Origin of the sequence: Aestuariivivens insulae (genome assembly GCF_022662195.1) — a bacterium.
GTDB lineage: Bacteria > Bacteroidota > Bacteroidia > Flavobacteriales > Flavobacteriaceae > Aestuariivivens > Aestuariivivens insulae.
In genome coordinates this window covers 39959-63303 of sequence record NZ_JAKMCS010000001.1, presented here as the reverse complement: position 1 = coordinate 63303, position 23345 = coordinate 39959, and the positions used below count along the sequence as shown (strand labels likewise).

Genomic DNA, 23345 nt, shown 5'->3' with positions numbered 1-23345 from the left:
GAACTACATAATTCCAAATTTGTTGAACGCATCCACTGTGCTCATTCCTTCTTCCAATGCCTTTTTTACCAATTGTTCCCCTCTTGCCTTTTCAATTGCACCGGTAAACGCTTGATCAACTGCTTTATCTGGAATAATCAAGACACCATCTCGGTCCCCATAGACCATATCGCCAGGATTGATTCCAACACCATTAAATTCAATCGGCACGTTATAATCAATTACCTTACCTCGCGGACCTTGATCTTGGGCATAGCCACCTAATGAAAAGGTAGGAAAGTTTAAATCCAGGATTTCTTTGGTGTCCCTCGACCAGCCATTTACTACTGCTCCTGCCGCTCCAAGTTTAATGGCCCTAGTACTCATTAACCCTCCCCATAGGGCATATTCTGGGGAAGATCCCGAGCAAATGTATACTTCACCCGCCTTTAAACTGTCCAAAGCCTCGAACATCAGTCCGAATGGCTTTTTCATCAGCGGATTGTTGGTGTTCTGGGACACTTCCTCAAACACATCTGCCTCCAAAACGGGCATGGCTCTTCCTATGACCACAAAATCATGGTTCAAAGGTTTTATCTGAGGCTGTAAAAATTGATGTCGATACCCCATCTTATCCAGAATATCCCCAACTAGGGCAACAAAAAGCTCACGTTTTGCTATACTATACAGCTCCGCATCATTTTTCCAAAGTTTATTCATTGATTATATCTTTCTATTATTGTTTTTCAATTTGAAGACCGAAAGTCTCAATGGCATATTTACCGAGTTTCAGTGCTGAAGGTATAGGTGTAGGATATTCCTCTATGATATTGGTCTTGAAATAAGCATCGATGTCAAAGTAAGAGGACATATTCACTTTTTCCTCCCCACTAGTAAGATTATACATCCGTGCAATCAGATTCTGAGAATCCTCGGCCTCCTTTATGGTCGATATCAGCACATTTTCATTGTCTATTGCAAAAAAACTGGTGGATTCCGGCAAAGAAGCATCAATTGCAGTATCTGGATTTACAACTACAATCAACGGTTCATTTTTTTGCTTCGCTATTTTTTGTCCAAGCAGACTGCCTTTCCTTGTTGAGGTGAGCACGTTGTTGTAATAATGATTTCCACCTTGTGAGTATTCATTGCCCTCCCAATGACAAGACGTTCGGCTAGCCAACAATAAATGTTGCAGTACCGGTTTGTCTGAATTGTCTTTGGTCGGATCTATCCAATCAGCGGCAGCTACCGAAGAACTAAGGGTTATGGAAAGTTCATCATTGGAAGCGGATATCCAATCAATAATTCCTCTTGGATGCACATCTTTGGACAAAGCCGTATACATATCGCCTGCTGCTTTGATTTCATCTTTGCCGACTTGCACACTGCCAAAGGGAACTTCATAGCTAATCTTGGCGTTCTCCATATCCACTGGAAAAGCTGTTCTGAACTCTCTATACAGCTCACCTGACCAATTACGAAGACTGGTATTAAAATACATACGCTTCAGCTTATGGTACAATGTGACTTCTTGCCGCACTATGGCATGCAGTACTTCTTGCTCCAGTCGATATTTTGTGAATACCGGACCATTTTCAATGACCTCCCAATTGGCCTTATGCATACCCACTTGATCGTAGTCTACCATGGTAGGTTGTTGTACGTCCCCAAACTCTCCTGCTCCGTTCCCAATGGATTCCATTGTAAAAACATCACCCACCTTAAACCCGTCATTGGAAAAAAGGTTCTTCTTCAGCTCTTTGTCATAAACTTGTTTAATACCCCCTTTTTCAAAATCAACTCGATAAAATGCATTTTCATAGGTCTCCGAACTTGCGGTATTTACAGCATCTTCCTTCCCTTCTTGGATATAAAAAGTGGCATATCCAATAGAAGGAATATCTTCGGCCACAAAAGAAACTTGTGCACTTTTCAGGCTACCATCTTCATAATATACTTTGTCATGGCATTGGGAAGGAACGATTTTGTTTTCCCTTGAAACAATCTTGATGCCCCGAAAATGCCCTGGGGCAAAATTAACCGATGCTGTCACAGGGTCTGTTCTCTTCCAAGAGAGACTGTTGAAGAGTACGATAGGCATTCCGTACCGTTTGTTTTTTTCAATTCTTCTGGCAATAAAGTCCACACCCCTATTTAATAAGTTTTCTCCCATGGTCTGTGACTTCACAAGATTTGATTCAAATAGGTTGTCCGTAACATCGCCATCATGACCACCCCATCCATGGTCGGGATATATTTTTGATTGCCAAGCTTCGTCAAATTCCTCAAAGGGATATTGTATTTTTTTGGCATCAATTCTATTGGCTATCGTCAAGAACTTTTCAGCTGCAGGAAGCAACTTGGAAGCTTTGCGACTTGCTGTAAGTGCATCATGGTGGCTTGGCCCGTGAATATACACCCAAACGTTGGGGCGTTCTCCCATAATGGTATCAATTTGAGAAGCGTTTTTTTCCGCCATGGGCATAAATTCATCCATGGTCCGAAGCTCCATTTTTGGAAGAAATACTTCGTGCTTCACTTCCTCTTCATCCTTAAGCTCGTCAAACGTGTTCCAATTCTCAATAAACTCTGAATAATCTATTGCGGGCAGCATATCCTGACTTGATAATAATGGTGTTTGAATCTCGCTTCCTTTGAAACTTTCCTCCCAAAATTTTATTTGGTCCGCCCCATATTTCAACTTGTGGTTCATATCTCTGGAAAGATGTATTAAATCGTAACCATAATGACCTGGGGTGTAGGTAAATACAGAGCTTCCATCAGGGCTTGCCCAATGGAACATCCCTTTTTCATGCCTGCTTATGACCATATAATCGACACCAGCTTTTTTTAAAATTTGAGGTGTTTGAAGAGATCTACCTGGAACATCAACATTCCAATAAACTTTGGAATCATAGCCTCCAAAGGTCTTCTTGACCCATTTTTTACCAAGATACAATTGGCGGACTTGGTCTTCAGCATCGTACATATCCTCATAAGGGCAATTGTAACTTGCCCCTACGGATAAAAGCTTTTGGTTCAACAATGTGGTCAATTTTTCTTTGGACTCTGGGTGTCTTTCCAGGTACTCCCTCAACATGAGCCCATCTTCTATATCAAAACCGTAGTCATCCCGGATAAATGCGTCCTTGATTACCGGAGTCAGCAAAAGGGTATCCCGTAATATGATACATACCTCAGGACGATCAACCCAGGCAATATCCTGATGGCTTGAGTTCATTATAGAAACTGTTCCCTTTTCATATTTGGTATTGAAGAAATCATCAAAAGTCCCATAAAACTGAGGCTTGTACAACTTAGATAAAGAAGCAAACCACCCATTTTTGTAATACGTTTGATGATGGAAAAGGTATGCGCCTTTAATGTCGGTATTATTCATGGTACCGTCACCCTTATCAAATTCAAGCGCCAGCTCTACCCCATTGTACACAATAGCAAACTCTTTTTTTGGTGGTGAGATCACAAATGATGTTTTGGCCAGCTCCCCTTGTTCCTTGAAAACCATTACATTGCTTTTTTGTCCATCCGATATCAGATAAGCAGAATTTCCACTGAAGTGTTTCGGGGCATCCACATAGAGCAGGCCATTACTTTCTTTTATTACAAAGGCCAATTCTGAAGTCGATGATTTTTTAAGACGTTCCACGGCATCCGTAGCCTTGAATATCATTAACCAGCAATTGGAGTTTTTGCGTTGACCTGTAATGGTAACCTTTGCACTCTCACCTTTTTTAAGAAAGTCTATGGGCACTGTAAGTCTAAACACACCAATGCCGTCACCATTGGCATCTCTTCTAACCATTACGAATTCGGCATGTCCCCCATTTTGATTATTGGAAATCGTAAGCGAACCGTCCATATTGGTGTGAAACGTTAAAAGTTGCTTATCATTTATTTCTACGTCAAAAGGTTCATTGAGGTTGAGATCCATATCACTTAACATCAAAAAGGTAACTGAATTTCCCTTATGATCCTTTGGCACTTCACCAGTAAGAAATTCTATGGCCATATTCCCATTGGTTGCCCTGGTGATCATTGAAGTCCCAACATCTTCCCGAATGGAAGGGTAGGAAAAAAATTCCGATCCGGATAACATCTCCTTGTATCCTTCAATATCTGTTTTAGCCAGGTTGAACAAGCGATGATTCACATTTAACTCTTGTATGTGTGCGTTGCCCGTACCTTCGTGAAATTCTTCTGGAAGTGACTCTTTGGTGTCCGTGTTGTAGGCATACCCATGAACCTTTAAAAAACAAATTCCTAGGATTAACGCTACCCTTCTGACAAATACTTTAAACATCATAAAAAAACAATTTCACCTATATATTCCGTTTTAAACAAGTTGTGTAAGATTCTATTGATTGACGTCACCGGGTTTTGGAAAAATCAATTTATAAGTTTCAATGGCATTATGGCCGATGTTGATATTAAGATCCTGTCCTCCATTCTCCATCTTCATCTTTTCCTTTTCAATTAGATTGGTATGTATCAATTTATCAAATGGAACTGGCACCTTTACGGTAGGACTTTTATCCTTGCCTTCCATTTCTACGAGACGTACAATGACATCTGAACCTTCCTCGCTCTTTTTTACCGTACTGATTCGAACCATAGGGTCTGATACACTGAAAAAACTATGGGTTTCAGGCAATGGTTCTGAACTGTTTCTTGAGGGGTCAAAGACCGTTTTGAACATATGGTTGGATGCCGTACCAAATTGATAGGATTCCGTTGTACTTGGTTTGTGGGAGCTAATTGAAAATTTAAAATGATGATCTCCGGTCTGATGGTACCAGTTTCCCTCACCGTGGCAACTTTTATGGGAAGCCATCAAAATTCCTTGTAACACGGTATAATCCACGGCCTCTCTTGTTGGGTCAATCCAATCCGCCAAAGCCACATCTGTGGCCAAGGTAACTGCAAAATCATCCGTTTCCGCGGAAATAAAATTCAATACCTCACGAGGATGGATGGTTTCAGGTTTTTGATCATATGTGCCACCCCAAGCCCAGCCACCAGGTGCTTGTTTCATCTCTGTCTTGCCTACCTCAGCTATGGCCAAGGGAACTTCGTATTTAATACGGGCATTATCCATATCCAGGGGAACGGCAAACCTAAACTCCCTGTTATGTGTTCCATCCCAGTTTAGTAAATCAATATAAAAATCAATTTTTTTCTCTTGATGATATACCCGTATTTTTTGAACCACTTCCGTATGCTTAAACTTGGCCCGGTTCTCAAACTCACTAAAAACGACTCCATTCTCAACAATCTTCCAATGTGAATCGTGATTGCTCAATTGGTCATAATCAACCATGTTTGGCTCGGTCATTTGTGTAAATTCACCTGCGCCATTTCCATCATACCCCATGGAAAGGACATCCCCTCCCGAAAATCGTGTGGTATTCAAAATCTCTTTTCCCAAATCGTGATCAAACAAATAGGTAATACCACCCACTCCTAAATGTAAAGTGTAGTAAGAATTGGTCAAGGCATTTGGACTTACTTGGGCATCCAGTTTTATAGACTTTTTCCCTTTTTTCAGGTAATAGGTTTTATACCCAAGAGATGGTACTTCACTAGCATAAAACTGTAATAATTTTGGGTCGGTAAGGCTCGGTTGCGAAGGTACTATGTCCCCTTTTTCATCAACCAAATAATACCCCTTGGCGTTACTGGGAACTGATGCCGTTGCTATTCCGTTTCGTTTCCAAGACAAATCATTGAAAACCACAACCGCGTCATTACGTTTTGTATTGATCTTTGTTGCTATGGAATTTATGGAAGACTCGAACATTTCATTTGCTTCACTCGCTGCAAATTCCAACTTGGCCCTAAATATACTGTCGGTAATGTGTCCATTTAACCCCCCCCATCCATGGTCTGGATAAATGGATTCTTCAAAGGCTTTTGTCAATCTCGCCTCCGGATAGTTCTCAAAATTTGAATTTAACAGGGCATCCACGGTATTGAAGATTTCTGCTGAAGGCAACATTCTTCCTGATGCTCTTGAGGCGGTAATTGCTTTATGATGTCCAGGGCCGTGAATGTATGCCCATATGTTTGGGCGGTCACCTTCCAAATTTTCAAATTGGGGATTACCTTCTTTTATGTTTTCAAGAAATCCCGGTACGGTCGAATGCCTTAACTCTGGGATTTTCACTTTTGAATTTTTTCGGATCTCATTCCATTCTTTGACTACCTTGCCATAGTCAACGGGCCCCGAAGCATCATTACTGATTACAATGGCGAAATGTGGGGGCAAGTTGTGTTGCCTATAATAATCTGACCACATTTTCACCCGGTTCTGAATCTTTCGTAATGCCTCAATGGCATCATCATCAAATATTTTATAGAACATCGCAGCCCATCCGTAATTGCCGGGAGTATAGGTCAATACTGAGGATCCATCCGGTGAATGCCAATCATAAAACCCCTCGCGCATTCTTGAAACGAACAGATTCTCTGTACCCGACTTTGCTAGAATTTGTGGAAACTGTAAAGTCCTTCCAGGCACATCCGTGTTATAGGCCGTATTTTCCTGAATCCCGTCAAAGTTCTTTTCAATCCATAATTTGCCAAAGTACATTTCACGAATCAACTGTTCTCCCATCTGCATTCCTTCATACGGTTGGTTGTAGGTCGCTCCATAAACAAACCTGCCTTCCTTGTAACGCTGAATAACTTCTTGTTTACGGTCAGGATGCTCTTCAATAAACTCCTTCAAGTTTAGAGCTTGTTCCATTCCAAAATGATATACTTTATCTTTTTTCATGATATCCAATGCAGGGCCAATGATTTCGTAGATTCTATCATGCCTGCAGGCTTGGGGCGTGTCCATCCAAGCAATATCTTGATGGGAGGAAGAAATAATATGAAAAGTACCTTCTTCAAAATAGCCCCAATCAGAGGTAACCAATGGCGTAAAAAGCTGTGTCTTGCTATTTGTTTTTCCATTGGCGATAATTTGAATCATTTCCGGCTCGCCCATTACCGGGAGCCATACCCATGATTTTCCATTTTGTTGTTCAATCTTCGCTCTATTTCCATCACTAAACGCTATCTCCCTGTAACGAACGCCGGAATCATCAGAAAGCTGTCCCTTTACCATAATTCTATTATCAGAAAAAACATATTCATAGGGTCTCGGGTATTCAAATTTTACAGTACCTGTGCTCTGGGCCATTACCATAATTGGGCCCAATAGGATAAAAGGAATAAAAAAAATAATTACTTTTTTCATAGTGTATTTTAAAAAATTATAAGTGTCTAAAGACAAGTTCTAGCTGAACAATACTGTATTTTAATGGTCACTTAATCTACTAAAATTAGTTTTCCGGATTTTCATTGATTTTTGCCAATTGTGAATGATTTTTATCCCATTTAAGGTCTTGTAATCCAATACGGCAGAAAAGAAATAGAACCCCATTCTATTGAACAATACTTCATCACCAACTATATGGGTCCAATTATTGCATATACCAAATTTTGAAAGGTTCATCAATGGGATTTCGAGGCAAACCAATGGTAGGTTTCATAAGGTGAACCTCCCTCTTAATATCAACTCCGATGCTATTTGGTACAATCGCATTCCGTCTTGGCATAATAGCAAGGACGACATCAAGGCCGCCCTTGCTGAAATAAAACTAACTCAAACAAAATATCATATTATTTTCCTAGTCTGCTAAATTTGGATTCAGAATTACTTCACTTTGGGGAATCGGGAAAAATCGGTTACCCTCGGAAAATGTACTTCCATTGGGTAAGGTATGACCGACAAAGTCATTAAATCCTCCATTGTTGTCAAAGACAACACCAGTTCTTCTAATATCAAACCAAGTAAGGCCTGCCTCTGCAGGAAACTCCCACACCCGTTGTCTCCAGACTTCTTGTCTAAATTCAGCCTGACTTAGACTTGAAATATCTCCCAAACCAGCCCTTGCGCGAATTGCGTTTAAAGCATCATAGGCAGCGCCATTTGCGGAACCCACTTCATTTTGAGCTTCAGCAAAGGTCAACAATACATCTGCGTAACGTAGTAAGGGAATATTTTTACCAGAAAGACCATTTCCGGTCCTGTAATCATCATAAAAATATTTGTATACCGAATTATTAAAGGTAAACCCATCCAACTCATTGAAGAAAAAGCCTTGGTTCTGTCCTCTAAGGTCTAAAGGATCATAAGAATCAATAAATGCCTGTTCCGGTTCCATTCCCCCAAAATGCAGGCTCAATGGGCTAATGGCCTCACCTCCAATAGGAGTAAAATAACTTGTAATGGTAGACGTAACAGCTTGGTTATCATATTGAACCATAAATATATTCTCACCGATATTGTCAAATGAAGGACTACTAAGCTTATCGAACCAAGTAAGCTCTGCATCGGATTGGAATAAGCTGTACCAACCCGCATTAATGACCTCACTTGCCTTGTCTCTAGCCATCGCAAACTTATCTGTTTGGTTCAAAGGATTACCGGCCATGGTCAAGTACACTTTTGCCAACAGTGATTTTACGGCACCGTTGGTAACCCTGCCACTGGAATCTGTATTAGGGAGACCGGAACTTTCTGCTATTAACAAATCAGGAACTATAACTGTCTCATATACCTCAGCTATTGATGATTTTGGTAACTGGCCGTCATCGAGCGAGGAGGAAGGGATAAGGTTCAGTGGTATTTCACCAAAAATCTGTACCAATTGAAAATAATAGTATGCTCTTAAAAAATGTGCCTCACCAAGTAGACGATTTTCAATGGCAGTTGTCAAATCGGGGTCTTCAATGCCCGGTATTGAATTTATGGCAATGTTGGCGGCTTCGATACCACCATAATAGGTGTTCCAAAAAGTAGCTGCATTACCATTATTGGCACTATAATTGAGAACATAGGCATCCTCCATATCTGTATCCTGGGTTCCTACTGCGGGCATAAGCGTTCCATTGCTCACCTCCAATATGGAAAATCCCATTTTTGCAAAACCTGTCCTGTTATAAGGCGCTCTTAAAAAAGCATATATACCATTAACTGACTCTTGTGCATCCAGAAGGGAAGTCCCCACTGTAGTCTTTTCACTACGTGGCACTTCGTCCAAAAAGTCCTCACAGGAAATTCCGATTAAACAAACTATAAATATTACTATAACTTTTTTCATGACTTCTTTACTAATTAGAGAGTTAACATAAATCCTAAATTCATATTCATTGGCCTTGGATAGCCATTTAGCTCAATGCCTTCAGTAAACTGCCCGCCAAAGGAACTGACCTCTGGATCATAACCATGATAATCGGTAATCAGGAAAAAGTTTTGAAGGTTCATATAAATTTTTGCTGACTGAATCCCCAATTTCTCCATAAGCGACTTATTGAAATTGTACGCCAGATTCAAATTTTGACCTCGTATGAAGCTACCATCAAATACCTGCCCGGAATCCGCGCCATCAAACTTCAAGATATTCTTACGAACTCTTGGATATTGTGTATTTTGATTTTCAGGGGTCCACATTTGGTCAAAGAATTTTTTGTAAGTGTTACCATAACCCACCCTATCAACATTAAGAATGATGGAATGATCTAAAATATCATTGCCTTGATTGATAAGGATATCAATACTCAAATCCCAATTCTTGTATGAAAATGTGTTCCCAATGTTCATTGTAAAATCCGGTAGACCATTTCCAATGATTTGCTGGTCGTCAAAATTGAGCAGGCCATCATTGTTCTTATCCTCCAATTTAATGTCTCCGGGCCTTCTACCGTATCTTGCGGCCTCATCCACTTCATCAGTACCCCACGTTCCCAATCGGTTGTAGCCCCAAAAAGAACCGGCCACCTCACCGACACGGAATATTTGTTGATTCCACCATATTGGTGCAGTGAAAATATCGGCATCCTCGGTTCCCAATGATAGAATTTCGTTTTCGTTCATTGTGAAATTAACCGAGCTTCTCCATGAAAAATCATTCGTCTGAACGTTTAGACTGTTTACCAACAGCTCAATTCCGCTGTTACGTATCGAACCAGCGTTGGAGAGAATCGATGAATACCCTGTAAATCGTGCGATTGGAACATTAAACAACAAATCTTTGGTTGTCCTTCTATAATAGTCGGCGGTGATATTTACACGATTGAAAAGTCCTATGTCCAAACCAAGATTGACTTCTTCTGTTGTCTCCCATTTAAGATTATCATTACCGATAGACCCTTGGGAAGAACCAATGGCCCTTTGGTTATTGAAAACAACGGTTTGTACACCTGGACTTGCTATTCGGGCATAGTTGCCAATGGCATCATTACCGGTTTCACCATAACTTGCCCTTAGTTTTAAATTGGTAAATGTGTTGGAGTCTTCCATAAATGATTCATTGGAAATTCTCCATGCAGCCGCCACAGAAGGAAAGAATGAGTACTTGTTGTTCTCCCCAAAACGGGAAGAACCATCATATCTACCGGTTATGGTAAGAAGGTATTTGTTTTGATATCCATAATCAATTCTTCCGAAATAAGAGTCTATTGTATACCTGCCAAAGCCGCTTGCTACCACAGGGTCCGCTGTGCCTTGCCCTACATTATAAAATCCAAAGAAATCGTCAAAATCCTGAGCTTGGAGACTTGAAGTAAAAGATTCACTTTCCTGACGGGTTGCCCCGACTACCGCACTTAAGGTATGATCATCAGAAATGGTAGGGTTGTAGCTCAGTGTATTTTCAAAGATTATTTGCTCACCATCCGTGTTTCCTATGGTCGCAGAGTTTTGATTAATAAATGTGTCTAGACGACGGGCCACAAAAGTGTTGCCCATAATTAGATTATTTTGGACGGAGTAAGAAGTCCTTAATTTTAAGCTCTTGGTAAAGTCGATTTCCGTAAATATATTTTGGACTATCTGTCTTGTTTTTGTAATCCTATCGAGCAATTGAAGCCTATCTTTTGGAGTTGCTCCATACCAGACATCCCAAGTACCGTTGGCATTTACCAAATCATCCGCGTTAACCACGGAACCATCAGGATAGCGGGTTGGATATATAGGCAAATAAAACAACATTGCATAGGTAAGACCGTCTGCACCCAACCTATAGTCATCGACTATGTTTGTTTCAGTATCACTATAGGCCAAACTACCACCAATTTTAAGCCAATCGTTGATTTGAAAATCTCCATTAAACCGCATCGTGTTCTTTTTAAAGAACGTATTCAGCAAAATACCTTCATCATCTTGTGTTCCTGCTGAAAATGATATGTTATAGTTTTCTCCACCACCACGTACATTCGCAAAGTATTGTTGGGAAAAACTTGTTCTGGTGGTTTCGTCAAACCAGTCCGTATCGTAGATTGGTTCTCCAGCCCTTGTACCATCAGCTGTGAACAATTGAGGGTAATCGGATAATCATTCACGAAAGATGCATCTCCAACGCCCAAAGCCCGTTGATCGGCATCTAAGCGTACCTTGAGATCGTTCCAATATTCATCACTATTGAGTACTTCGGGCTTGTTTGCGGCTCTTCCAATTTGGAGATTGGAAACAATATCCACCGTGAATTTTCCAGATTTACCTCGTTTGGTGGTGATCAAGATAACACCATTGGCGCCCCGGGCACCGTAAATAGCCGTTGCAGATGCATCTTTTAAAACGGTAAAAGACTCTATATCATTGGGGTTTATCAGATCAATATCTACTCCAATGATTCCATCAACTACATATAGTGGTTCATTGTTCGCATTTAAAGAACCCTTACCCCTAATGGTTACTCTAAAACCTCCTCCTGGACGTCCTGAGCTGTTAAAAACATTGACTCCTGCCACTTGCCCCTGAAGGTTGTCCAAAGGATTTATGGTAATCCGCTTCTGAATTTTTTCGGCATCTAAAGTTCCAACAGAACCCGTAAGGTCAGACTTTTTTTGTGCTCCATAACCGACAACAACAACTTCATCCAGTTTTGCGGTATCTTCCTGAAGAGTAATGGTAACGAAAGTTTGATTTCCAATGGAAACCTCTTGAGAAGCAAAACCAATATAGGAAATCATCAAAATTGCGTTTGTTTGCGAGACATCTATGGAAAAATTTCCATCAAAATCGGTCTGAACTCCATTGGTTGTGCCTTTTTCAATCACTGTTGCACCAGGCAACGGTGTTCCGTCGGAATCAGAGACACTTCCCGTAATGGTAGTTTGGAAATCCCGCATTGCAACCATATTCCGTCTATACGTTTCAAGGTCATTGTTGTTTTTCAAATCTGTTAGAGTGCCATTTGCCTGTGTTCCTTGAAACACAAGCAAGAAGACCATTGCCATGAAACGGCAAGGCCAAATTCTTTGGTAGATTAGTTTGCTTTTCATAAAATCTAACTTTTGTTGTTTGTTTATAAGATATTTTTAATGTACACCATGCATAAGTAACTAAATCGGTTTAGTTATAAACCAAAATAGAAAATTTGGGATGACTTATAAATACATATTCACTAAATCGGTTTAGCTCCATATTAAACGATTAGGTGGTATTTCCACAAGATTGCCGAACCAGCAACTCTGTATCTAGTATTCTTCTTTTTTCATGAGCCTGTACGGCATGGGTTCCATCCATTTCATCCACCAAAATATCAACTGCTGCATTTCCAATTTCCTGCATGGGCAGCATAACCGATGAAATTGGTGGATCCACCAAATCGAAGGCTGACATTTCGGAAAAACTCATTACAGCAACTTCTTCAGGTATTTTAACACGTAATTTTTTGAGTGCTCTAAGACCTTCATGCGCCAAATAATGGGTGGCAAAAATTAAAGCATCCACCTTATTTGGAGATTTGACCATGGTACGTATTACACCTTCCATTCGTTGTTGATATTGATCTTGCGCCAAACATTCAACAAACACTTGATCTTGTGGACTACCCCCTTGTTCCACCGTATCTTGATAACCTTTTAACCTCTGCCTCATCGCTTCAAGGTCGGAAACAATGGTAATGAACCCAATTCTTTTTCTGCCCATCGCGAATAAGTGCTCTGTCACTGATTTTATACCCCCGTAATTATCCACTATTACATAATTTGTCTCTATCTCAGGGTAATGCCTATCAATGAGCACAAAAGGAAATTCAATCTGTTTGAGCATTTCAATATCGTCATGATTTTTTTGTGTTGAGGCAATAATAAGACCGTCAACCTGACGATTCTGCATTGCCTGTATCAACCAGGACTCTTTTACTGGGTTTTCATTTGAACTACTGAACAGCACCGTGTAGCCCATTTGTTTCGCCCGTTCTTCTATACGACCGGCTATTTTGGCGTAAAAGCTATCAGATATGTTGGGAACAATTAAACCTATGGTCTCGGATTTTCCTCGGCTTAGACTTCGCGCCAGTTGATTGGGAACATAATTGTGCTCCTTCGCATAGGCGATTATACGACGTTGAGTTTCTTGACTTATTTTATTTTCGTCGCCTTTATTGTTCAAAACCAAAGACACCGCAGTTTTGGATAAATTAAGATTCTTTGCTATGTCCTTTAAATATACCTTGCTCATGGTAACGAATAAAACTAAATCGGTTTAGTTAAAATTTCAACAACTAAATTTTCGTTAAAAGTACTTCTTTTTTTTATTATCCAAATTTTTTGATGATTATTTTTGATGATTATTCAATTTTATGGTGGTAAAAGTAAAGTATCCTGATTTCAGCATGTAAAACACCTATCAAGACCGGTGTGTGGATAGTCAAGCACTTCCTGAAGTGTCTCTTGGGTGTAGGAGAAATTGTTGCTGAATTCACCATTAAGATTTTTAGAGGACAGCTTCTGCAGCTAATGCCAATAACGAAACCACCATAAAATACAGGTAAAATCCATTCATTAATTTTATTTAAAAATCTTAATAACACTAAAATTTCCCCCTGTCAATTGCAAAATCCCCTACAATTTTACCAATATTTTGTATATTTGACAACTAAACCGATTTAGTTTATTGTTATTTTTTTACATCAAATCAAATTGTTTCTCTTTTATCCTCATATGGGATCAAAAGCTGCCATAAATGATAAAAATGATTCACAATTGGCAAAAATCAATGAAAATCGAGAAAGTCAATTTAATTAGCTTACGTCTTGAAAAATTTTCGTGAATTGAGTTTTATCTGGTGTGAGTTTTTAAAATATTGCTATGAAAGTTAATGCTGCTGTTCTTTTGTTTTTTTCTATACTTTTTGCGGTTGCCTGCAATGACTACAAAACGGAAGAGTTGGTATTGGCCGAAAAGGCAATTCCAAAAAAGATTGATTACAATTTTCATGTCCGTCCCATATTATCCGACAAATGTTTTGCTTGTCATGGTCCCGACAAGGCAAAGCAAGAAGCAGGTCTTCGGTTGGATACCTGGGAAGGTGCAACCAAAGAGCTGAACCAAACCCCTGGAGAACATGCCATTGTTCCCGGAAGCCCGGGCAAAAGCGTGGCCTTTCAACGGATGATGTCCACTGACCCAGAAACGGTAATGCCGCCCATTGAATCTCATTTAACATTAACCAATGAGGAAAAAGCAATTATTGCAAGGTGGATAGATCAAGGCGCTGAGTATGAAGATCACTGGGCATTTCAGTTTCCCAACTATTCAGGTCCTGTAAAAAACGATGAGAATGGAAGTGGCGAAAATGGAATTGACTATTATGTGCAAAAGAAACTTACGGCAAACGGATATGAATTCAGTCCCATGGCGGACAAAGAAACCTTGTTGAGACGACTCTCCTTTGATCTTACCGGCCTGCCCCCCTCACTTGAAGAATTGGATAGGTTTATATCCGGAAAAAAAACATATGGTGAAATGGTCGATCATTACTTGGCCTCTTCATCCTATGGCGAAAAGATGGCCACAGAATGGTTAGATTTAGCCCGCTACGCCGATACGCATGGATACCAATCGGACGGCCCCAGAAGAATGTGGCCTTGGCGGGATTGGGTAATCAATGCGTATAATGAAAACATGCCTTATGATCAATTTATAAAATGGCAATTGGCGGGGGACAAATACCCCAACCCCACCATGGAGCAGATGATAGCCACAGGTTTTAACAGAAACCACCTTATTAATGTGGAAGGCGGAATCATAGCAGAAGAATACCGCGTAGAATATGTTCTGGACAGAACAAATACGTTTGGCAAAGCTTTTTTAGGCCTTAGTTTTGAGTGTGCACGCTGCCATGACCATAAATATGATGCCATTTCGCAAAAAGAATATTTTGAAACGTCCTACTTTTTCAACAGTGTTGATGAAGTGGGTCAAGGACAGCGAGATTTTGGTCAAGCACAACCCCCTTCCATATTAATGACCACAGAAGAAGAGGAAAAAATCTTGTTGTTTCTGGAAAAGCAGACCCAAAAAGCAAAAAAAGAAATGGAAGACCTTTTGGTCAATTCCTCCAAAGACTATGAACAATGGGTAAACAGCGTTAACCTCAAAAACATGCTAAGCTCCATTGCCCCCAAGCCAATGGACCATTATTCTTTTGAAAATCCCAAAGAGTTTAAATCAGTACCTGGCATTAAAGGAAAGGCCGTTCAATTTGATGGTGGCAGCGGACTTTACTTTCCAGGAAAAACAAATTTTGAGCGTTCTTCGCCATTTTCATATTCATTTTATATTAAGGCTCCGGCGCCAAATGGAGCACTTAATTTTTTCACCCATTCCACAGGTGAATATGGCGGATTTAGAGGGATTGAAATGCAATTGGTGGACAATAAGCTTGAGTTTAGAATGTCGCACATGTTTCCCAATAATGCCATAAGGGTCCAAACCACTGAAACGGTTGAGGAGAATCAATGGGTACACGTAGGCATTACCTATGATGGTTCCAGCAAAGCAGCGGGGGTTCGAATTTTTCTTGATGGAACACCTCAAAAAACCTTGGTTTTGAGAGATAATCTCTACAAATCAATCATTCCCTATCATCACGAAAATAGTAATGACACCTTTGGAATAGTATTTGGTTTTCAGGGCAATGCCCAAGGTTTCCCAGATGGTGCTTTGGACGAATTTGAGATCTATGACAAAGAACTTTCCGAACTGGAAATAAATCTGTTGGCTAAAAATACCGCTTTTGTGGAAAACGTCCTGAAACTTTCCAAGGAAGAGCTTTTAGATAACAAATACCTAAACGAATTCTATTTCCTAAGAAAAAATAGTAAAGCACAAGAACGACGAAAACAGTTGGCCAAGACACGGAAAATCCTAAATGACACCATCACAACCATTCCAGAGGTTATGGTCATGAAGGATATCCAGGATAGTATACGAAAAACTTATGTCCTTGAGCGTGGGAACTATGATTCACATGGTGAAGAAGTTGGTCCTGGACTCCCCAAAGCCCTTATCCCCTCTCCAGATGAACAACCCAAAACACGTATGGAATTGGCCGAATGGTTGGTCAGCAAAGAAAATCCACTTACCGCCCGTGTAATTGTAAATCGTTTTTGGCAAAGTCTCTTTGGACGGGGACTGGTTGAAACTTCCAACGATTTTGGCAGACAGGGCAGCCTTCCAACGCACCCAGAGCTTTTGGATTGGTTGTCGGTGCAGTTTACCGAATCTGGTTGGAACGTAAAAAAATTGATGAAGCTGATGGTCATGTCAAGAACTTACCAACAGTCTTCACAAGCCAGCCCGGAATTGCTTGAAAAGGATCCCAACAATGAGTTTTTGGCAAGAGGACCCAGATATAGGCTTTCTGCCGAAATGATCAGGGACAATATTTTGGCGGCAAGCGGACTCTTGGTTAAAAAAGTTGGTGGGCCAAGCGTTAAACCGTATCAACCTGAAGGGCTATGGCAAGAAAAAGCCACCTTTATTGGAGAAAACAAATATAAACAAGGCACAGGCGACGACCTCTATCGCAGGAGTCTATATACCTATTGGAGACGGACCATACCTCCTCCATCCATGATTACCTTTGACGTGCCGGATAGGAATTTGTGCACAGTCAAACGACAATCCACTACCACACCGCTCCAACCCTTGGTCATGCTGAATGACCCCCAGTACATGGAAGCAGCAAAAGTCTTGGCAGAAAGGGTAGTTCGCTCAGAAAAAGAGGAAGCGGAAACCCAAATTACCATGGCCTTTAGATTATTGACAAGTAGGTTTCCCAATGAAGGGGAACTTAGCACACTTAAGGAACTCTATTTAAATGAGAAAAAACGTTTTAAAGACGAACCGGAAAATATGGCACATATACTTAACATAGGAGAATATAAACTAAGTCCCGCAATGATGAATGAAAGTATTGCAGCATTGACTGTGGTAAATAACATTATTATGAATTTTGATCCAGTTTACACAAAATATTAATGAATATGGCACATAAAGAATCTATACTGAAAGGATTGGGAAGGCGGGATTTTTTAGGAAAAATGGGAATGGGGCTTGGCTCAGTGGCACTTTGGTCCCTTCTAAATCCAGTGGATGTTCTAGCGGGAACCGGTATCTCTGGAAACGGGGGAACTATAAAAATTCCCCACTATGTTCCCAAGGCAAAAAGAGTGATATATCTATTTCAAAGTGGAGGACCTGCACAACAAGATCTTTTTGATTATAAGCCACTTCTTAGAGAACTTAATGGACAGGAACTTCCCGGTAGTGTAAGACAAGGCCAGAGACTAACGGGAATGAGCGCTTTCCAAAACTCATTGCCGTTGGCAGGAAGCCATTTTAATTTTAAACAATACGGCAAAAATGGCATGTGGGTAAGCGATCTATTGCCCCATACCGCCAAAATTGTGGATGAACTTTGTTTTATTAAATCCATGTACACCGAGGCCATAAACCATGATCCGGCAATAACCTTTTTCCAAACTGGCTCGCAGCAACCAGGTCGCCCCTCTATAGGTTCTTGGTTAAGCTACGGTCTTGGAAGTGACAACGAAAACCTGCCAGCATTTTCCGTTTTGCTATCAAGATCCCACCCGTTTGGACAACCCTTGTATTCGCGCCTCTGGGGGAACGGCTTTCTGCCATCACAGCATCAAGGGGTTCAATTTAGATCGGGAAAAGATCCTGTTCTTTATTTGAGTAATCCGCATGGCATAACAGGAAAATCCAGAAGAAATGCTTTGAATACTTTGGAAGAGCTGCATACCATAAATGAAGATGTGTTGGGATCCCAAGAGCTAAACAGTAAGATCAGTCAATATGAAATGGCCTATCGAATGCAAACTTCAGTACCTGAAGCCATGAGCATCTCCAAGGAACCTGACTATATTCTGGATATGTACGGTCCTGAAGCAAAAATTCCGGGCACTTATGCCTACAATTGTGTTTTGGCACGCAGACTTGTGGAAAGGGATGTTAAGTTTGTACAACTGTATCACCAAGGCTGGGACCAGCATGGCAATCTGCCCTCGGATATTCAAAAACAGTGCAAGAGTACCGACCAACCCTCCGCGGCCTTGGTCATGGACTTAAAACAAAGGGGGCTTCTTGAAGATACCTTGGTAATTTGGGGCGGTGAGTTTGGAAGGACAAGCTATAGTCAAGGCAGACTGACCAAGGACAATTACGGAAGAGACCACCATCCCAGGTGCTTTACCATGTGGATGGCAGGAGCTGGGGTAAAACCAGGGTACATACATGGACAAACAGACGATTTTGGATATAACATCACTGAAAATCCGGTCCACGTACATGATTTCCAAGCTACTTTAATGTACTTGCTCGGCATAGACCATGAGCGGCTCACCTATAAGTTTCAAGGCAGAAGGTTTAGATTGACTGATGTACATGGGCACATTGTCAAGGATATTTTGGCATAATGCAAATTGAATAGAGACCTATGGATATAATGAATTTTATAGGAAGGTTGCACCCACTTGTGGTCCATCTACCTATTGGATTTCTTTTTTTGGCGTTGTTGGTGGAATGGTTCATAGGAAAGGGTAAATCCAATTCTTCTACAAGAATTGTACTTTTTATTCTCATTTTAGGAGCGCTTTCTTCAGTAGTAGCAATAGTTTGTGGATGGTTATTGGCCATGGACGGGGATTACGAAACCAGTCTATTGTCATGGCACCGTTGGTTAGGTACCGCAATTGGTATTTTGGCCATCATAGCACCAATAGCCAAATATTTTTCAAAAAAACAACTCTACCGCGTTACCCTTATCTCCATTGGATTGCTGCTTGTGGGCACTGGGCATTATGGAGGCTCATTGACCCATGGTTCAGATTATTTGATACAGCCACTCAAGGGAACAGTTTCCGAAAACAATTTTGACCTCTTCGAAATCCGCAACCCCGACTCGATCATAGTCTACACTAGTTTTATACAGCCCATGTTGGAACGTAAATGCTATGACTGCCACAATTCAGAAAAGGACATGGGGGGCTTGAACATGGACTCGTATGCAAAGCTACTTGAAGGGGGGGACCACGGAAAAGTCGTAACTAACGACCCTTGGTCAAGCGAATTGATTCTAAGGGTGACCTTGCCCAAAACCAATGAAAAATATATGCCGCCAAAAGGAGCCCCTTTAAATTACAATGAAATCAGTCTTTTGAAATGGTGGATTGAACAAGGTTCAGATTCCCTAAAAACCATAACGGAGATGGAACCTAATAAAACAGTCAAGCATATTTTGGCCTCCAATTACAAAATAGATACAAGTCCAAAAACCTTTGTCGAACGGGTTCAGGCACCTTCGGTAAATGCCTCCATATTGGATTCACTTACTCATCTGGGGTGGGAAATCAACCAAATTGCTGAAGGCAACAATTTTTTGGAAGTTTCCCCTAAGAACAAAAACTTGCTTTCAAAAAAAGACTTATCTGTTTTGGCAAAAATCAAGGACAATATTACTTGGCTGGACCTCTCCGGACTCGCTCTAGAGGATGCTGATATTGGCATTATTTCCAAATTCAAGAACCTTACCAAACTTCAATTGGGCGATAACGGCATTACAGAGAATGGATTGGTTTCACTTTCTTCGTTAAAGCACCTGGAGAGCCTGAACCTTGCCAATAATCCCATACAATCTGAAAACTTGGATTGGGCCAAACCTCTGACCTCACTCAAACGAGTCTATCTCTGGCAAACAAAAACCAACCCTGACAGTGTGGATAGAATACGTGAAAGCTTTCCTGAGATACAAGTAATCCTATAACTAAAATATCATGTCAATGGCAAACAAAAACAATAATCGTCGTAAATTCTTAAAATCATCAACTTTAATAGCAACTGGTACTGTTATGGCCCCAATATTCGGCAATGCCCATCAAGAAAAGAATACAAAAAGTGACATTCGTTCAAACAGGGATGATGGAAGAATTATTGGACACGGAGATTTTAAATATAGGATAAACAAAAAGTGGGGAACACAGAACCTTAGTGAGTACCCTGTAATGGATTGCCATGAAATGGTGCAGGATAAGGCAGGTCGTTTATTGCTCTTAACTAATCACCCCAAAAACAATATGATCATTTACGATAGGTCGGGCAAAGTTTTGGATACCTGGACACTTGGTTTAAACGGAGCCCATGGGCTCACGATTTCGGATGAAGGTGGGGAAGAGTTTCTATATATTGCTTCAACCACGGACCATAAGGTTTTCAAAACAGATTTGAAAGGGAAGATTCTTTTGGAGCTTGGTTATCCAAAAGAAACCGGAAAATATGAGTCCGCGGAAAAATATGTTCCCACCGAAACTGCCATAGGTCCCAATGGGGATATCTATGTTGCCGACGGGTACGGTCTGGACTATATTATCCAGTACAGCTCAAAAGGTGAGTTTATTAGATTTTGGGGCGGAAAAGGTGAAGAAGACGGTAATTTTGATTGTTGCCACGGTATTACATTGGATGATAGGGACAAAGACAATCCCATTTTATTGATTACCTCCAGATCAAAACAAGAATTTAAACGGTTTACTTTAGACGGCCAGCATTTGGAAACCATTCCAATGCCCGGTTGTTGGATATGTAGGCCAGTAATACATGGGGAAAATCTATACTTCGCGGTCCTCGTGACAAAAACTTGGGGCGCCTATGATGGTTGTATTGCCGTTTTGGACAAGAACAACAGGGTAGTTTCACTTCCAGGTGCTGATGCTCCAATTTATGAAAATGGGGTCTTAAAAGAACCTCAATATGATGATTTCTCTTTTCTGAACCCGCACGATGTTTGTATAGATGATGACGGTAATATCTATGTCCCACAATGGATGTCAGGAAGGACCTACCCCTATTTATTGGAACGTATTAAAAGCTGATTTCGGGTAACCCTTAACAAACACCTATCAAATTCACTCTAGTTTTCTGAAAAGCATGTTGTAAAATAATTTTATGAAATGTGATACACAACAATCGATTGTAAATGGGGCTTATTCGTTTATAGTATTGCATAGTGTTATAAATAATTGATACTCTCTTTATCAAATCGATTTTTAAAGATGACTACATCGAGAACCAGGATCCCTAAGTCAAAAAGCAAATAATTGAAAGTAATGAAATATTTAACTCGGAAATATGGATGTAACAATATTAGACAAACCCTTTAGCTTGACACCAACTCAAATAGCATTCTATAAAGAACATGCCTTTATTAAATTAAAAAAAGTGTTATCCCCAGAAATAATTCATCATTATAATGACATTATTTCCAAAAAAGTATCCGAATTAAACAAAGAAGACACGCCTTTGCACCAAAAGGATACATATGGAAAGGCCTTTTTGCAGTTGTTCAATCTTTGGACTACGAATGAAGAAATTCAAAAATTCGTATTTAGTTCCAGATTGGCCCAGATTGCCACCGAACTCATGGAAGTGGATGGTGTAAGAATCTATCACGACCAGGCATTATTTAAGGAAGCTGGGGGTGGAATAACCCCATGGCACGCGGACCAGTACTATTGGCCATTATCATCGGATAAAACCATAACAGTTTGGATTCCACTTCAGTCTACCCCATTGGAAATGGGACCTCTTGAATTCAGTGCTGGGAGCCAACATATTGTTTCTGGAAGAGAACTCGCTATTGGAGATGAGAGCGAGCGTAAAATCAGCGAAAATCTGAAAGTGACCGATTTTCCACATATCATTGAAGCTTTTGACATAGGTGAAATCAGCTTTCATTCAGGTTGGGTATTTCATAGGGCAGGTGCCAACCAAACCAATCAATCTCGGAAGGTAATGACAGTAATCTATATGGATAAGGATATACGTATTAAAAAACCAGAGAACAAAGGTCAGGATAATGATTGGAAAACGTGGTGTCCAGGAGTTAAGATAGGAGGAATTGCAAACTCCCCAATCAATCCAATATTATTTGAAAAATAGTGCTCTCCAATAAAATATAAACATGTAAAATGCGAAAGATACAATCTCCAGCCGTTTTTGTTATAGTAATTCTCACGATGTTCAATAGTATTGGCCAACACAAGAAAAATCCTATTGAGGGCCGTTGGAACATAACCATAGACCATAACGGCAACCCTGCATCATCTTGGTTGGAAATAAAGCCTTGGGGGTTTACCAAGGTAGGTAGATTTTTGCATACGGGAGGGTATCCCAGACCCTTGTCGACCATCAATGTCGAGAATAATAATTTTGAATTTAGCGTTCCTTGGAATTCTGAAAATAGAAAGCTAAAAGTACGTGGAACTCTTAAAGGAAGGCATTTAAATGGCACCATATATTATCCCGATGGAAAATCTTACCTATGGACCGCTGATAGGGCTCCAGAATTAGCTTATGAGAGTAGCCCTACATGGGATGCTCCAATAAACCTCTTCAATGGACAAAATCTTGAGGGTTGGCACACCACAGGACCTAATCAATGGATTGCCAAAAATGGGGTTTTAATGAGTCCCAAACCAGGTTCAAACTTGATAAGTGATGTTAAATTCATGAATTTTAAATTGCATATAGAGTTCAGGTACCCCGAACATGGCAATAGTGGTGTGTATTTGCGAGGAAGATATGAAGTTCAAATTGACGATAGCAAAGGTAAAGGTACGGATTATGATGTTCTCGGAAGTATTTTTGGTTTTCTTGAGCCCCTTCAAGTAGTAGCCAAAAATCCAGACTCTTGGCAAACATTCGATATTACATTGATAGGCCGTAGGGTCACTGTTGAGGCAAACGGTATAGTAATTATCGACAATCAGAGCATCCCCGGTATTACTGGAGGAGCACTCGATAGCCAAGAAGCAAAACCAGGTCCTTTTGTTCTTCAAGGCGACCACCACCCCATTGAGTTTAGAAACATCATCGTTATGCCAATGAAATCGGAAAAATGAAATTGGAGCTAACCATATTTCAAATCGTAAAATAAGTGTAACTAGAAAATATGAGGTTTTGAATACCATAATAATGGCTTT

The 23345-nt window shown here is 40.4% G+C and carries 13 protein-coding genes and 1 pseudogene; 6 read left to right on the top strand and 8 right to left on the bottom strand.

Features of this window, described 5'->3' with window-relative positions; genetic code table 11:
• Positions 1 to 3: 3 nt before the first annotated feature.
• From MR062_RS00190 to MR062_RS00155, 8 genes and pseudogenes are all read right to left on the bottom strand, one after another.
• Positions 4 to 699, bottom strand: coding sequence for an RraA family protein (locus tag MR062_RS00190; RefSeq protein WP_242202032.1), 696 nt, complete (start codon positions 697 to 699; stop codon positions 4 to 6).
• A gap of 16 nt (positions 700 to 715) precedes the next feature.
• Positions 716 to 4153 (bottom strand): glycoside hydrolase family 38 N-terminal domain-containing protein, encoded by a 3438-nt coding sequence (locus MR062_RS00185; RefSeq protein ID WP_242202031.1) that lies wholly within the window; start codon positions 4151 to 4153, stop codon positions 716 to 718.
• A 204-nt stretch (positions 4154 to 4357) separates the two neighbouring features.
• Entirely contained in the window at positions 4358 to 7246 is a 2889-nt protein-coding gene (locus MR062_RS00180) for a glycoside hydrolase family 38 N-terminal domain-containing protein (protein ID WP_242202030.1), read from the bottom strand.
• Positions 7247 to 7306: 60 nt separating this feature from the next.
• Positions 7307 to 7504, bottom strand: a complete 198-nt coding sequence (locus tag MR062_RS00175) for a hypothetical protein (RefSeq protein ID WP_242202029.1) — start codon at positions 7502 to 7504, stop codon at positions 7307 to 7309.
• A gap of 175 nt (positions 7505 to 7679) precedes the next feature.
• Positions 7680 to 9155, bottom strand: a complete 1476-nt coding sequence (locus MR062_RS00170) for a RagB/SusD family nutrient uptake outer membrane protein (protein ID WP_242202028.1) — start codon at positions 9153 to 9155, stop codon at positions 7680 to 7682.
• Positions 9156 to 9169: 14 nt separating this feature from the next.
• The gene (locus tag MR062_RS00165; RefSeq protein WP_242202027.1) at positions 9170 to 11368 is read right to left on the bottom strand and encodes a SusC/RagA family TonB-linked outer membrane protein; all 2199 of its coding nucleotides are present in this window, start codon (positions 11366 to 11368) and stop codon (positions 9170 to 9172) included.
• Between the two features lie 200 nt (positions 11369 to 11568).
• A pseudogene (locus MR062_RS00160) lies at positions 11569 to 12183 on the bottom strand (carboxypeptidase-like regulatory domain-containing protein); the annotation flags it as partial.
• A 304-nt stretch (positions 12184 to 12487) separates the two neighbouring features.
• Complete coding sequence (locus MR062_RS00155) at positions 12488 to 13519, bottom strand: LacI family DNA-binding transcriptional regulator (RefSeq protein ID WP_242202026.1); 1032 nt, start codon at positions 13517 to 13519, stop codon at positions 12488 to 12490.
• A 629-nt stretch (positions 13520 to 14148) separates the two neighbouring features.
• On the opposite strand from MR062_RS00155, the gene MR062_RS00150 reads away from it, so the two are divergent.
• The 6 genes from MR062_RS00150 to MR062_RS00125 all read left to right on the top strand — a co-directional run bounded on the left by MR062_RS00150 (position 14149) and on the right by MR062_RS00125 (position 23264).
• Positions 14149 to 17325, top strand: a complete 3177-nt coding sequence (locus MR062_RS00150) for a DUF1553 domain-containing protein (protein ID WP_242202025.1) — start codon at positions 14149 to 14151, stop codon at positions 17323 to 17325.
• 5 nt (positions 17326 to 17330) lie between these two features.
• Entirely contained in the window at positions 17331 to 18785 is a 1455-nt protein-coding gene (locus MR062_RS00145; RefSeq protein ID WP_242202024.1) for a DUF1501 domain-containing protein, read from the top strand.
• Positions 18786 to 18805: 20 nt separating this feature from the next.
• Entirely contained in the window at positions 18806 to 20131 is a 1326-nt protein-coding gene (locus MR062_RS00140; RefSeq protein WP_242202023.1) for a c-type cytochrome domain-containing protein, read from the top strand.
• A gap of 16 nt (positions 20132 to 20147) precedes the next feature.
• Entirely contained in the window at positions 20148 to 21236 is a 1089-nt protein-coding gene (locus MR062_RS00135; RefSeq protein ID WP_242202022.1) for an NHL repeat-containing protein, read from the top strand.
• Positions 21237 to 21492: 256 nt separating this feature from the next.
• The gene (locus MR062_RS00130) at positions 21493 to 22302 is read left to right on the top strand and encodes a phytanoyl-CoA dioxygenase family protein (RefSeq protein WP_242202021.1); all 810 of its coding nucleotides are present in this window, start codon (positions 21493 to 21495) and stop codon (positions 22300 to 22302) included.
• Between the two features lie 29 nt (positions 22303 to 22331).
• A complete protein-coding gene (locus tag MR062_RS00125; protein WP_242202020.1) occupies positions 22332 to 23264 on the top strand; it encodes a 3-keto-disaccharide hydrolase in 933 nt (310 codons plus the stop codon).
• The last annotated feature ends 81 nt before the right edge of the window (positions 23265 to 23345 follow it).

What these genes read in the sequence shown, in the direction of transcription:
- MR062_RS00190 (WP_242202032.1), bottom strand. Translation starts at nt 699, where the DNA reads ATGAATAAACTTTGGAAAAATGATGCGGAGCTGTATAGTATAGCAAAA.
- MR062_RS00180 (WP_242202030.1), bottom strand. Translation starts at nt 7,246, where the DNA reads ATGAAAAAAGTAATTATTTTTTTTATTCCTTTTATCCTATTGGGCCCA.
- MR062_RS00175 (WP_242202029.1), bottom strand. Translation starts at nt 7,504, where the DNA reads ATGAACCTTTCAAAATTTGGTATATGCAATAATTGGACCCATATAGTT.
- MR062_RS00170 (WP_242202028.1), bottom strand. Translation starts at nt 9,155, where the DNA reads ATGAAAAAAGTTATAGTAATATTTATAGTTTGTTTAATCGGAATTTCC.
- MR062_RS00155 (WP_242202026.1), bottom strand. Translation starts at nt 13,519, where the DNA reads ATGAGCAAGGTATATTTAAAGGACATAGCAAAGAATCTTAATTTATCC.
- MR062_RS00150 (WP_242202025.1), top strand. Translation starts at nt 14,149, where the DNA reads ATGAAAGTTAATGCTGCTGTTCTTTTGTTTTTTTCTATACTTTTTGCG.
- MR062_RS00145 (WP_242202024.1), top strand. Translation starts at nt 17,331, where the DNA reads ATGGCACATAAAGAATCTATACTGAAAGGATTGGGAAGGCGGGATTTT.
- MR062_RS00140 (WP_242202023.1), top strand. Translation starts at nt 18,806, where the DNA reads ATGGATATAATGAATTTTATAGGAAGGTTGCACCCACTTGTGGTCCAT.
- MR062_RS00135 (WP_242202022.1), top strand. Translation starts at nt 20,148, where the DNA reads ATGGCAAACAAAAACAATAATCGTCGTAAATTCTTAAAATCATCAACT.
- MR062_RS00130 (WP_242202021.1), top strand. Translation starts at nt 21,493, where the DNA reads ATGGATGTAACAATATTAGACAAACCCTTTAGCTTGACACCAACTCAA.
- MR062_RS00125 (WP_242202020.1), top strand. Translation starts at nt 22,332, where the DNA reads ATGCGAAAGATACAATCTCCAGCCGTTTTTGTTATAGTAATTCTCACG.